The organism is Streptomyces echinoruber (assembly GCF_014651135.1).
GTDB lineage: Bacteria > Actinomycetota > Actinomycetes > Streptomycetales > Streptomycetaceae > Streptomyces > Streptomyces echinoruber.
On the sequence record NZ_BMWH01000054.1, the window covers coordinates 1 to 12,806 of the forward strand.

At 74.0% G+C, this 12,806-nt stretch carries 10 protein-coding genes and 1 pseudogene; all 11 read right to left on the reverse strand.

Features of this window, described 5'->3' with window-relative positions; all coding sequences use genetic code 11:
- Positions 1 to 315, reverse strand: a 315-nt coding sequence (locus tag IE225_RS31860; protein WP_308432577.1) for a carboxyl transferase domain-containing protein, incomplete at its 3' end; no start/stop codon positions are given.
- A gap of 165 nt (positions 316 to 480) precedes the next feature.
- Complete coding sequence (locus IE225_RS31865) at positions 481 to 1,938, reverse strand: MFS transporter (RefSeq protein ID WP_229880198.1); 1,458 nt, start codon at positions 1,936 to 1,938, stop codon at positions 481 to 483.
- A 152-nt stretch (positions 1,939 to 2,090) separates the two neighbouring features.
- Positions 2,091 to 4,649, reverse strand: a pseudogene (locus IE225_RS33925) (SDR family oxidoreductase); the annotation flags it as partial.
- Positions 4,601 to 5,536, reverse strand: coding sequence for an aromatase/cyclase (locus IE225_RS31875; protein WP_190061151.1), 936 nt, complete (start codon positions 5,534 to 5,536; stop codon positions 4,601 to 4,603). The gene IE225_RS31875 and the pseudogene IE225_RS33925, both read right to left, overlap by 49 nt.
- Before the next feature lie 48 nt (positions 5,537 to 5,584).
- Positions 5,585 to 6,370, reverse strand: a complete 786-nt coding sequence (gene fabG, locus IE225_RS31880) for a 3-oxoacyl-ACP reductase FabG (RefSeq protein ID WP_190061152.1) — start codon at positions 6,368 to 6,370, stop codon at positions 5,585 to 5,587.
- A 158-nt stretch (positions 6,371 to 6,528) separates the two neighbouring features.
- A complete protein-coding gene (locus IE225_RS31885) occupies positions 6,529 to 6,789 on the reverse strand; it encodes an acyl carrier protein (protein ID WP_190061153.1) in 261 nt (86 codons plus the stop codon).
- Between the two features lie 158 nt (positions 6,790 to 6,947).
- Positions 6,948 to 8,162: a ketosynthase chain-length factor gene (locus tag IE225_RS31890; RefSeq protein WP_190061154.1), complete on the reverse strand. Its 1,215-nt coding sequence runs from the start codon at positions 8,160 to 8,162 to the stop codon at positions 6,948 to 6,950.
- Positions 8,159 to 9,430, reverse strand: coding sequence for a beta-ketoacyl-[acyl-carrier-protein] synthase family protein (locus IE225_RS31895; RefSeq protein ID WP_190061155.1), 1,272 nt, complete (start codon positions 9,428 to 9,430; stop codon positions 8,159 to 8,161). The genes IE225_RS31890 and IE225_RS31895 overlap by 4 nt, the downstream gene beginning before the upstream one ends.
- Positions 9,427 to 9,756 carry a TcmI family type II polyketide cyclase gene (locus tag IE225_RS31900; RefSeq protein ID WP_190061156.1) on the reverse strand — a complete coding sequence of 110 codons (330 nt, stop codon included), beginning with the start codon at positions 9,754 to 9,756 and terminating at the stop codon, positions 9,427 to 9,429. The genes IE225_RS31895 and IE225_RS31900 overlap by 4 nt, the downstream gene beginning before the upstream one ends.
- 163 nt (positions 9,757 to 9,919) lie before the next feature.
- On the reverse strand, positions 9,920 to 11,392 hold the full coding sequence (locus IE225_RS31905) for an FAD-dependent monooxygenase (RefSeq protein ID WP_190061159.1): 1,473 nt from the start codon (positions 11,390 to 11,392) through the stop codon (positions 9,920 to 9,922).
- A gap of 279 nt (positions 11,393 to 11,671) precedes the next feature.
- A partial coding sequence (locus IE225_RS31910) for an ATP-binding protein (protein ID WP_190061157.1) occupies positions 11,672 to 12,806 on the reverse strand: 1,135 nt, incomplete at its 5' end.

Consider the following 12,806-nt stretch of genomic DNA (forward strand, 5'->3'; position numbering starts at 1 on the left):
GAAGTCGTGCGCGTAGACGAAGACCGTGCGGCCCTCCACCGTGCCCCAGCCGGTGACCACACCGTCGGTGTAGGGGCGCTTGGCCTCCAGACCGAAGCCGGTGGCCCGGTGCCGCCGCAGCGGCTCCACCTCGTGGAAGGACCCGGGGTCCAGCAGCAGGCCGATCCGCTCGCGCGCCGTCAGCTTGCCCTTGGCGTGCTGCCGTTCGGTGGCGGCCGGGTCGGGGCCCTGGAGCACCTGTTCCTTGATCTGCGCGAGTTCCGTCAGGCCGTCGGGCAGCGGGGCGGCGACGGGGCGGGAGGTCGCTGTGGTCATGGTGATGTGCAACTCCTGTGGTTCTCGTCCGGCGCGAAGGGCCGCGGGGCCGCGCCGGGAGACGGGTGGATGCGGGTCACGGAAAAGACGCGTGTGCGGGTCACGGGTGGGACGCGGGTGCGGGTACGGAGGCCGGGGCGCGGACGCCGGAGGGCCGGGCGCGGGTCACGGCCGGGCGGTCGGGCCCGGCTCGGCGGCCCGGCCGGCGGCGGAGCGGCGCACCGGGCGGGCCAGCGCCGCCACCGGGCCCAGCGCCCCGAGCGCGACGACCAGCCACACCGCGGGCCGGTAGCCCGCGGCGGGCGCGTCCGGCGCGCCGTGCGCCGCCAGCAGCGCCGCGACCAGCGCGGGCGCGAGGACGGCGGCCGTCTGCACCGCGGTCTGGTAGTGGCCGGTGGCCGCCGCCCGGTCCGCGGCCGGCACGGCGGACGCGGCCTGCACGTTCAGGGCGGTGAAGCCCAGCGCGAAGCCGGCGCCGATCAGCAGCATGGTCGGCAGGACGTCGGTGGCGTACGCGGGGTGCGGGGTGAGCGCCCGCAGGTAGAGCAGGTGGCCGAGCACCGGGGCCGGGGCGCCCAGGGCGATCAGCCGGCGGGTGCCGAACCGTTCGATCAGCCGCCCGGACAGGGGCGCGGTCACCGCCAGCGGCAGGCTCGCCGGCAGCAGGGCGAACGCCGTGCGCGCCGGCGACCAGCCCTCGGTGACCTGCAGGTGGAACGTGGCCACCAGCAGCAGCCCCAGGTACGAGCCGTTGAGCGCGACGGCGCCCAGCACCGCCCGGGCCAGGTCCGGGCGGGCCAGCAGCCCCGGGCGGAACAGCGGGTCGGCGGCCGTGCGCTCCACCAGCAGGAAGACGCCCAGCAGCGCGGCGGCGGCCGCGAACGCGCCGACGGCGAGCGGGCTGCCCCAGCCGTGTCCGGGCACCTGGACGACGCCGGTCACCAGGGCCGCCAGGCAGCCGGTCAGCGCCGCCGCGCCGGCCAGGTCGCAGGGGCGGGCCGCCGCGCCGGGCTCGCCGGCCGGGATCAGGCGCAGGCCGAAGACGAACAGGACCAGCACCACCGGAGCCGGGAAGAGGAAGGTCCAGCGCCAGTCGGACCCGGTCAGCAGTCCGGACAGCACGAGGCCGCCGGTGAACCCGCAGGCGCCGACGGACGCGTAGACCGAGACCGCCCGGGACCGCGCGCGGCCCTCGGGGAAGGCCGTGGTGACGATGGTCAGGCCGGTCGGCGCGGTGAGCGCGGCGCAGAACCCCTTCACCACCCGGCAGGCGATGAGCAGGACGGGCCCGCCGGCCAGTCCGCCGGCCACGGACGCGGCGGCGAAACCCAGCAGCGCCGACAGGTACACCCGCCGCCGGCCGAGCCGTTCCACCACGCGGGCGCCGAACAGCAGCAGCGCGCCGAACCCCAGGGCGAAGCCGGTGACGACGCCCTGAAGGACCGTCAGCGGCAGGTCGAGGTCGCGGCCGATGGACGGCAGCGCGACCATCGCGGTCGACACCTCCAGGGAGTCGATCAGCATGTTGCCGGCCAGGACCAGCAGCAGGCCCCACCGTCCGGCGTCCCAGGACCGGGACGCCGGGTCCGGGGCGACGGCCGTGGCGTGCGTCGAGGGTTTCACGGAGGGCTCCGAAACAGGGGTGACGGGGGCGAGGGGGCCCGGCCGGCCGCGACCGGACGGCGGGCGGGCGCGGCCGGGCGCGGTCGGCCGCGGGCGGTCGGCCGAGCCGGGTGCCGTCGGCGGCGAGCAGGGTGCCGCCGGTGGCGGGCCGGTCAGCCGAGCAGGGTGCCGCCGGTGGCGTCGAGGAAGGCGCCGGTGACCCAGCGGCTGTCGTCGGAGGCGAGGAAGGCCACCACGTCGGCGATGTCCTCCGGCTCGCCGACCCGGTTGAACGCCGACAGCCGGGCCATCTGCTCGACCGCCTCGGGCACGTCGAACAGCGGGTTGCCGTTGCGGGTGATGCCGGGCGCGACGCTGTTGATGGTGATGCCGCGCGGCGCCAGCACCTTGGCGAAGTGCAGGGCGAGCTGCTCCACGGCGCCCTTGGTCATCGCGTAGGCGATCTCGTCCGGGTTGGCGAAACGGGTCAGCCCGGAGGAGATGTTGATGATCCGGCCGCCCGCGGTGAGGTTCGCCAGGGCGCGCTGGATGAGGAAGAACGGCGCCTTGGCGTTGACCGCGAACAGCCGGTCGAACTCCTCCGGCGTCATCTTCTCCACCGGGACGCCGCCCATCCGGCCCGCGTTGTTGACCAGGATGTTCAGGTCGGTCGACCCGGTGCGCTCCTTCAGCCCCTGCTCCAGCCCCAGGAACAGTTCGTGGACGTCGCCGGGGACGCCGAGTTCCGCCCGCACGGCGAAGGCCCGGCCGCCGTCCTTCTCGACGGCCGCGACGACCTCCTCGGCCGCGTCCCGGTGGGTGCCGTAGTGGACGGCGACCAGGGCGCCCTCGGCGGCCAGCCGGACGGCGATCGCCCGGCCGATGCCCCGGCTGGCCCCGGTGACCAGCGCCGTCTTGCCCGTCAGCCTGCCCATCTGCGTGTCTCCTCCTTCTCCTCGGTGGTGCTCGGCCGTGCGGTCGCGGTCGGTGCGGTGCCCGGCGGGGGACGGGTGCGGGCGCGCCGGGAGGCGGGCCCCGGACGTCCGCGGATGCGCTGGGAGGCGGGCCCCGGACGTCTGCGGATGCGCTGGGAGGCGGGCCCCGGACGTCTGCGGCGCGGTCGCCGGCGGGCCGAACCACGTCCTGAGCGCGTCGGCCGGCCCCGCGGGCCCGCACGCGGACGCCGTCCAGACGACGTGGCCGTCGGGCCGCACCAGGAACACGTCCCGCTCGACGGGGCCGTCAGCCCGCACCGGGAACACGTCCCGCTCGACGTGGTCGTCGGGGCGCACCGGGAACGCGTCCCGCTCCGGGGACGCCTCCCGCGCGTCCGGCTCGGCCGCCACCAGGTCCACTCGGTCCAGCCAGGGCCCGCACTCCCGGCGCAGCCCGGCGTGGCGGGCGGCGTCGCCCGTGAGGTCCAGCAGCAGCCCGCGCCCCGAGCGCAGCAGCGCGGTGGTCGTCGTGGGGCCGCGGTCGGTGACGAGCGCGGCGGGCCGCAGCCGGGCGCCGAGCTGCGGATGGCCGTCCGCGCCGAGGTCGTAGCGGACATCCAGGCCGCTGATGGTCCCGGCGAGGTGGCGCCGCACCCGCTCGTGGCCGCGCAGTTCGGCCAGCACCGACCGCATCGCCTCCACCTCGGGGCCGCCCAGCAGCAGGGTCGTCTGTGCCTCGATGCCCCGCAGCACCCGGGCCCCGACGGCGTGCCGCTCGCCGTGGTAGGTGTCCAGCAGGCTCTCCGGGGCCCGGCCCCGCACCACGGCGGCCAGCTTCCAGCCCAGGTTGACGGCGTCCTGCAGTCCCAGGTTGAGGGCCTGGCCGCCGACCGGCATCTGCTGGTGGGCGGCGTCCCCGGCGAGCAGGACCCGGCCCGCGCGGTAACGGGCGGCCAGCCGGGAGGCATCGCCGAAGGCGTTGACCCACAGCGGGGTGCCGCCGCCGATGTCCTCCCCGGTGACGTGCCGCCACACCTCGCACACCTCGGCGAACTCCGGTGCGCCGACGCGGGGCCGCGGCGCGCGCCCGTAGGCGTGGACCATCACCCGGGTCACGCCGTCGCCGCGGCGGGCGGCGATCGCCAGCCCCCGCTCCAGCCGCTCGAAGCGCCGGTCGGGGATGTCGACGCCGGCCACGTCGGCGCGGATCAGCTCCCGTACGGCGTCGTGCCCGGGGAAGTCGATGCCGGCCAGGCGGCGCACGGTGCTGTGCTCGCCGTCGCAGCCCACCACGTACCGGGCGCGCAGCCGCACCGTGCCGCCGGGCCGCACCGCCTCGACCTCCACCTCGTCCTGACGCTCCGTCAGGCCGGTCACCTCGTGACCGCGCCGAATTTCGGCGCCGAGTGCCACGGCCCACTCGGCGAGGATCGCCTCGGTGCGGGTCTGCGGCACCTTCCACTGCCCCGGGTACGGACCCGGCAGCGTCAGGTCCAGCGGGATGCCGCCGAAATGGCCCCACACGTCGTGGGGCAGCTCCCCGAACCTCGCCAGCAGGCCCCGTGCGTCCAGCAGTTCCATGGTGCGGGCGTGCAGGGTCGAGGCCCGCGATTCGGTGGTGGGCCGCGCCAGCCGCTCCAGTACGGTCACCCGCGCGCCCCCGGTGCGCAGCTCCCCGGCGAGCATGAGCCCGACGGGGCCCGCGCCGACCACGACGACGTCGGTGTCCAGCGTGTCCCCGGTCATGGTCAGCGCCTGTTCTCGGCGTAGTCCTTGGCGTGGTTCAGGGTGGCGCGGCTGTTGGTGCTCAGCGCGCCCTGGACGTAGGCGCGGGCGTCGGCGACGGTGGCCTCGGGCCCCAGCACCTTGGCGATGTTGCCGGTGTTCAGCACCACGGTGTGCTGCGAGGTCGCGGCGACGCCCCCCTCCTGCTCGGTGAACGTCCAGATCCCGGTGTGCAGAGTCATCAGCGCGGGCAGCGTGACCTGCTTGTAGGCGATGCGGTGGTGCGGGAAGGCCACCCGGTAGGACTTGGTGGTGTGCGTGGAGCCGTCCTTGGCGCGGGTGTCCATCTCCAAAACCTGCAGGCCCGGGGTGGGCTCCTCGAACCGGACGCGGGCCACGTGCGGCAGCCGCTCCTGCCACAGGTGGGCGTCGTTGACGAAGTCGTAGACGTCCTTGGCGGAGCCGGCGATGTGCACGGTGTCCTCGAAGGAGAACGCGATGTCCCCGGCGCCGTGGGCGAGTTCGACGTTCTCCTTCAGCGCGGCCAGCTCGGAGCGGGAGTTGCGGTCGACGGCCTCGTCGATCCACCGCAGGCCGTCGGGGTCGTCGTCGACCGCCCGGTAGTCGTGCAGCAGCCGGATCCGGGACCGGGTGTCCGACAGCGGCTCGATGATCCAGGTGCCGCCCATGGCGGCGACCGGCGGGGCGGACACCTCCTGGCGGAAGGTGATCCGCAGGTGGTCCGGGTCCAGGGTACGGCGCGAGGTCCAGCTCTTGGCCTCGCCGTTGGCGGTGGCCCAGATGCGGATGCGCTCCTCGCCGGCGCCGCGCTCGAGGTGGTCGACGTAGAGGGTGGGCGGGAAGATCCGGGGCCAGTTCTCCACCTCGGCGATCAGCCGGTAGACGGTGGCGGCGGGGGCCTCGGCGGTGATCTCGTGCTCGACCTGACGCGTCGTCATGACAGGGTCTCCTCGGAGGAATCGGAAGCAGCCCGGTCGGCCCGGGGGTCAGAAGTTGCCCAGGCCGCCGCAGACGTTCAGGGCCTGCGAGGTGATGGAGGCGGCGGTGTCGGAGGCGAGGTAGGCGACGAGGCCGGCGACCTCCTCGGGCGTGGAGTAGCGGCCGAGCGGGATCTTCGCCGTGAACTTCTCGAGGATGGCCTCCTCGGTGGTGTGGTAGGCGGCGGCGTACCCGGCCCGCACCCGCTGCGCCATCGGCGTCTCGACGTAGCCGGGGCAGACGGCGTTGACGGTGATGCCGGTGGGGGCGAGTTCGTTGCCGAGGGCCTTGGTGAAGCCGACCACGCCGTGCTTGGAGGCGGAGTAGGGGGCGCCCAGGACGACGCCCTGCTTGCCCGCGGTGGAGGCGATGTTGATGATGCGGCCCCACGTCTTCTCGCGCAGGCCGCCGGTGTTGAGGACCTCGCGGGTCATGCGGAAGACGCTGTTGAGGTTGGTGTCGATGACGTCGTCCCACAGCTCGTCGGCGATGTCGGCGGTCACGCCGCCACCGGAGCGGCCCGCGTTGTTGACGAGGATGTCGATGGTGCCGAAGGCGTCGACGGCGGCCTGGACGAACCGCCGGATGGCGGCGCCGTCGCGGACGTCCACCGGGCTGCCGTCGACCGTCAGGCCCTCCTCGCGGAGCTGCTTGACGGTGGTGGCGACGTTCTCCGCCGTGCGGGCGCCGAGATACACGCGGTGGCCCCGGGCGCCCAGGGCCCTGGCGACGGCCAGGCCGATGCCGCTGGTGGCTCCGGTGACGACGGCGACTCGCGGGGTGTGCTCGCTCATGGCTTCTCCGGGCTGTGTGCGGTGCGGACGGGAAGAAACGAGAAGGGACGGGAAGAGACGAGAAGGGACGGGAAGGGACGGGAAGGAACGTGCCGGGGGACCGCCCGGGGCCGGTGATGCGGGTGCCGGGCCACCGGCCCCGGACGGAGTCGGCGGGGTCAGGCCGCGGTGGAGGCGCCGAGCTGCGCGTTGACGATCTCCAGCAGGGCGCGCGGCGTCTCCGCCTCGGTGACCGCCGTCTCGTCGAACGAGACGCCGTACTCGCGCTCGATGCGGCTGCCGGTCTCCAGCAGGGCCAGCGACTCGTAGCCGAGTTCGTCCCAGCGCCGGTCCAGGATGTCGCCGTCGAGGTCGACGCTCTCGTCGGCGCCGGCGCTCTCGAGGAGGATGCGCTTGAGGTCGTCGAGGGTGAACTGCACGGTCGTGTACTCCGTTTCCGTTGCGTGTGCGTCGCGTCGCGCCGGGTTCCGCCGCGTCGCGTTCCGCTCTGTTCCGTTGCGTCGGCGCTGCGTGGCGCCGGGGAGAGATGACGAGCCGGGGCCAGGAGCCCGGGGCCGCGGGGCGGGGGCGCGCCCGGTCAGGCGGCGGCCCGGACGACCATGGCCGAGTTGAAGCCGCCGTGGCCGCGGGCCAGCACCAGCGCGGTGCGCAGCTCGGCGGGGCGCGGCGCGCCGGTGACCAGGTCCAGGCCGTAGTCGGCGACCGGCCGGACGTTGACGGTGGGCGGGATCTGCCCGTCGGCGAGCGACAGGACGGCCGCGGCCAGGTCCAGCGGCGCCGCCCCCGAGTACAGCCGCCCGGTCATCGTCTTGGGCGCGGTGACGGGCACGCCCCGGGTGCCGAACACGGCGGTGAGGGCCTCCGCCTCGGCGCGGTCCTCCGCCGGCAGGGCCGCCGCGTCGGCGAACACCACGTCCACGTCCCCGGCGTCGATCCCCGCGTCGGCCAGCGCCAGTTCGATCGCCCGCCTCAGGCCGCGCTCGCGTCCGCTGTCCGGACGGGGGTCGAAGGTGCTCCCGTAGCCGGCGATCTCGCCGTAGGGCCGCGCGCCGCGCCGCCGGGCCGCCTCGGCGTCCTCCACGACGAGGATCGCGCCGCCCTCGCCGGGGACGTGCCCGCACGCCCGGGCGTCGAACGGCACGTAGGCGCGGGCGGGGTCCTCGCTGGTGCTGAGCCGGCCGCCGGCCAGCTGGGCCACCCAGCCCCACGGGCAGATCGAGGCGTCGACGCTGCCGGAGACGATCAGCGGGGTGCCGCGCCGGATCTGCCGGCGGGCCTGGGCCACGGCGTCCAGACCGCCGGCCTGGTCGCTGACCACCACGCCGCTGGGGCCCTTCATGCCGTTGCGGATGGAGATCTGCCCGCTGTTGACGGCGTAGAACCAGGCGAACGACTGGTAGGCGCTGACGTACTGGCTGCCCTTGCTCCACAGGTTGCGCAGCTCGTTCTGGCCGAACTCGAAGCCGCCGCAGGAGCTGGCCGTGACCACCCCCATGTCGTACGGGGGCAGTTCGTCGGGCCGCACCCCGGCGTCCTCAAGGGCCCAGTCCGCGGCCACCAGGGCCAGCCGGGTCATGCGGTCGGTCTGCGGCAGCAGCCGGCTGGGCAGGTGCTCCTCGGCGACGAAGCCGCGCACCTGGCCGGCGAGCCGCGCCGGATAGCGGGACGCGTCGAACCGCTCGATGCGGCCGATGCCGCTCTCGCCGCGCAGCGTGGCCGTCCAGAACTCCTTGACGCCCAGCCCGTTGGGCGCGGCGACGCCCAGGCCGGTGATCACCGCGATCGGGCTCATGCCGCCCTCCTCTCGGCACGGGTGAGGACCACGGCGGTCTGGAAGCCGCCGAACCCGCTGCCGACCGTCAGCACCGCGTCGGTGCGGTGCTCGCGGGCGGTGACCGGCACGTAGTCCAGGTCGCACTCGGGGTCGGGGGTGTGCAGGTTGGCCGTCGGCGGCACCACGTGGTGCTCCATCGCCAGCGCCGAGGCCGCGATCTCGATGGAGCCGATGGCGCCCAGCGAGTGCCCGATCATCGACTTGATGGAGCTGACGGGCACGGCGTAGGCGTGCTCGCCCAGGCTCTTCTTGAACGCGGCCGTCTCGTGCCGGTCGTTCTGCTTGGTGCCCGAACCGTGCGCGTTGACGTAGTCGATCTCCTCCGGGTTGACCCGGGCCTCGTCCAGCGCCACCCGGATCGCCTCCGCCATCTCCGCGCCGTCGGGCCTGAGACCGGTCATGTGGAAGGCGTTGCAGCGGGAGGCGTAGCCGGCGATCTCGGCGTAGACGTGCGCGCCGCGCCGCCGGGCGCTCTCCAGCTCCTCCAGCACGAACACCGCCGAACCCTCGCCGAGCACAAAGCCGTTGCGGGTGCCGTCGAAGGGCCGCGAGGCGTGCTCGGGGTCGTCGTTGCGCGGGGTGGTCGCCTTGATGGCGTCGAAGCAGGCCATCGTGATCGGCGAGATCGGGGCGTCGGTGGCGCCGGCGACCATGATGTCGGCGGAGCCCTCCCGCAGCAGCTCCACCGCGTGGCACACCGCGTCCAGGCCGGAGGTGCAGCCGGTGGAGACCACCGTGGTGGGCCCCTCGGCGCCCACGCTCCAGGCCACCTCCGCCGCGAACGAGCTCGGCACGAAGTAGTTGTACAGGTGCGGTACGGCGTACTCGTGGTCGACGAGCTCCAGCCGCCCGGCGTCGCTCACCACCCGGTACTCCCAGTCCAGGCCCATGGTGGCGCCCACCGCGCTGCCGACGGTGACCCCGACCCGATGCGGGTCGAGCTCGTCCAGCTCCAACCCGCTGTCGCCGACCGCCTCCCGCGCGGCGACGACGGCGAGCTGCGCGGCGCGGTCCATCCGCCGCACCTCCTGCGGGCTCAGGCCGTGCTCCTCCGGATCGAAGTCGATCTCGGCCGCCACCCGGGAGCGGAACTGGGAGGGGTCGAAGAAGGTGATGCCGCGGGTCGCGGTGCGTCCCTCGCTGAGCAGGTTCCAGAAGTTCTTCACACCGATGCCGCCGGGCGCGACGACACCGATGCCCGTGATGACCACCCGACGTGCCGTCACGCCGACGCCTCCCAGTGGTAGAAGCGGGTGGCCATGGCGTCCTTGGGCGAGCGCCAGGTCGCCGGGTCGTAGGCCTCGATGTACGGCTTGAGGTCCTCGCTGATCCGCACGAACCGCGGGTCCAGCTTGGCCTCCTCGATACGGCTGCCGCCGTCGTCGGAGTCGAAGTCCTGCAGATGGAAGTACAGGCCCCGGAAGTGGAACAACTGGCGGCGCCGGGTGCCCATCCGGTGCGGCATGTCGGTCCGGTCGAACTCGGCGAACAACTCGGCCACCTCGGGCGCCGAGCCGGGTTCCATCCGGGCCACGATCAGCGTGCTGTGCATGTTCCTTGTCTCCTCACGACTCACGACCGGTTCCGTCACGGCTCGCGACCGGTTCCGGCCGTACCGGTCACCCCGCGGTGCGCCGCGGGCACGACGGTGTGCCGCGGGCACCGCGCGGGCGTCACAGCGCAGGCGTCACCGCGCGGACGTCACCGCGCGGACGTCACAGCGCGGGGCCGAACCAGCGCTCCAGGGCCATGGGCAGGTCGCCGTGGCTGCCGGGCGCGGCCCAGGCGACGTAGCCGTCCGGGCGGACCAGCACGGCCGAACAGCCGGCCAGCCGCTCCACCGCCCGCGCGTCCCGCGGCGCCGCGGTGAGGACGTCGACCCGGTCCCGCCAGCCGGCCGTCCGCCGGCGCAGCACCGCGTTGTCCTCCAGGTCCAGCAGGACGCCGCGCGCCGGGTGCAGGGCCTGCGTGCTGCCGGTCGGGGTGCCGTCGGGGCGGACCAGGTCGACGTGCGGCATACGGCGGCCGAGCAGCGGGTTGGTGCCGCCGCCGACGTCGTAGTGGATCTCCAGACCGCTGACCATGGCGGCCAGGTGACGGCTGACCTCCGGGTACCGGATGAGCTCCGACATCACGTCGCGCAGGGGCTGCATCTCCGGGCCGCTGAGGAAGAGCAGGCCCTGCGCCTGGGTGTTCATCAGCAGCCGCCGGCCGACCTGGTGACGTTCCTCGTGGTAGGTCTCCAGCAGGCTCTCCGGGGCCCGGCCGCGCACCACGGCGGCGAGTTTCCAGCCGAGGTTGACCGCGTCCTGGATGCCGGTGTTCATGCCCTGCCCACCGGCCGGCAGGTGGATGTGCGCGGCGTCCCCGGCGAGGATCACCCGGCCGCGCACGTACTCGGTGACCTGGCGGGTGGCGTCGCCGAAGGAGCTGACCCACACCGGCTCGCCGTGCGCGATGTCCACGCCGGTCAGCCGCTTCCACGCGGCGGCCACCTCGTCGTACCGCGGCGGCGCGGTGCGGCGCCGGGGAGGCGTGCCGCGCTCGCACACGATGAGCCGGGTGATGCCGCCCGGCAGATGCCCGACCATGATCATGCCGCCGGGCAGGGTCTCACCGATCATCCGCGGTTCGAGGTCGAGGCCCCTGACGTCGGCCAGGAACATCTCCATCGTCGCCGCCGTGCCGGGGAAGTCGAACCCGGCCGCCTTGCGCACCGTGCTCCGGCCGCCGTCGCAGCCCACCAGGTACGGCGCCGTGAACCGCTCCAAGCCCTGCGGACCGCGGGCCTCGACGGTGACCGAGTCGTCCTCGTCCTTGACGGCGACGACCTCGTGGCCGCGCCGGATGTCACCGCCCAGCTCGGTGACCCACTCCTCCAGCACCGTCTCGGTCTGCGACTGGGGAATGGTCTTGGCGGCCTGGTGGGCGCCGTCCAGCACCCCGAAGTCGACCGGCAGGCCGCCGAAGTGACCCTGGTTGCTGATCTCGATCTCCCCGAACCGGGGCAGCAGCCCGCGCTGGTCGAACACCTCCATGGTGCGTGCCGTGAAGCCCAGGCCCCGGGACTCGCCCGTGCGCCGCTCCAGCCGTTCCAGGACGATCACGTCGACACCGGCCAGGCGCAGTTCACCCGCCAGCATCATGCCGGTCGGTCCCGCGCCCACGACTATCACTTCGGCGTCCATGTGCCTCTCCTTGGCCATGATTCCTTTCCTCGGAATGTCCTTTTCTCTCCGGTGCCGATCGCGGACCGACAGCGTGGGAGGAATGGTCCGGGCGGCGCGGTGGTGCCGCGGCGGATCGCCCTCACCGGTGCGGGGGGAATTCCGGCCCGTAAGGCCGGCCGGTATGGCCGGCCGGTAAGGCCGTCGGGGGGAAGACCGCCGGAAGTAATGCCGCCGGGGTAATGCCGTCGGGATGGGGCCGATCGGGATAGGGCTGATCGGGATGGGGCCGTCGGAAACTCAGTCCTTGATTTCACAGAGGGCGGCGCCGGAGCTGATGGCGGCGCCGACGGTGGCGGTCAGGCCCTTGACGGTGCCGGACTTGTGGGCGTTGAGGGGCTGTTCCATCTTCATCGCCTCCAGCACGACGATGAGGTCGCCCTCCTTGACCTGCTGGCCCTCCTCGACGGCGACCTTGACGATGGTGCCCTGCATGGGGGAGGCGAGGGTGTCGCCGGAGGCGGCCGGGCCGGACTTTTTCGCGGCGCGCCGCTTGGGCTTGGCGCCGGCGGCCAGCCCGGTGCGGGCCAGGGACATGCCCAGGGAGGCGGGCAGGGAGACCTCCAGGCGCTTGCCGCCGACCTCGACCACGACCGTCTCCCGGCCGGCCTCCGCCTCCGTCTCGGCCGGCTCGGCGGGTGCGGCGAAGGGCGGGATGTCGTTGGTGAACTCGGTCTCGATCCAGCGGGTGTGCACACGGAACGGGCCCTCGGAACCGTGGACTTCGGGGGCGAAGGCGGGGTCGCGCACCACCTTGCGGTGGAAGGGCAGCGCGGTGGCCATGCCCTCGATGCGGAACTCCTCCAGGGCCCGCGCGGCCCGCTCCAGGGCCTCTTGGCGGGTGCGGCCGGTGACGATCAGCTTGGCCAGCAGCGAGTCCCAGGCCGGGCCGATCACACTGCCGGCCTCCACGCCCGCGTCCAGCCGCACCCCGGGCCCGGTGGGCGCCTCGAAGCGCGTCACCGTGCCCGGCGCGGGCAGGAAGCCTCGGCCCGGGTCCTCGCCGTTGATGCGGAACTCGAGGGAGTGCCCGCGCAGAGGAGGGTCGTCGTAGCCGAGTGGCTCGCCGTCGGCGATGCGGAACATCTCGCGCACCAGGTCGATGCCGGCGACCTCCTCGGTGACCGGGTGCTCGACCTGCAGGCGGGTGTTGACCTCCAGAAACGAGATGGTGCCGTCCTGGCCGACCAAAAACTCGCAGGTGCCGGCGCCGACGTAGCCGGCCTCCTTCAGGATGGCCTTGGAGGCCCGGTACAGCTCCGCCAGCTGCGCCTGGCTCAGGTAGGGGGCGGGGGCCTCCTCGACCAGTTTCTGGTGGCGGCGCTGCAGCGAGCAGTCCCGGGTGGAGACCACCACCACGTTGCCGTGGGTGTCG

What these genes read in the sequence shown, in the direction of transcription:
- IE225_RS31875 (WP_190061151.1), bottom strand. Translation starts at nt 5,536, where the DNA reads ATGACGACGCGTCAGGTCGAGCACGAGATCACCGCCGAGGCCCCCGCC.
- fabG (WP_190061152.1), bottom strand. Translation starts at nt 6,370, where the DNA reads ATGAGCGAGCACACCCCGCGAGTCGCCGTCGTCACCGGAGCCACCAGC.
- IE225_RS31890 (WP_190061154.1), bottom strand. Translation starts at nt 8,162, where the DNA reads ATGAGCCCGATCGCGGTGATCACCGGCCTGGGCGTCGCCGCGCCCAAC.
- IE225_RS31900 (WP_190061156.1), bottom strand. Translation starts at nt 9,756, where the DNA reads ATGCACAGCACGCTGATCGTGGCCCGGATGGAACCCGGCTCGGCGCCC.
- IE225_RS31905 (WP_190061159.1), bottom strand. Translation starts at nt 11,392, where the DNA reads ATGGACGCCGAAGTGATAGTCGTGGGCGCGGGACCGACCGGCATGATG.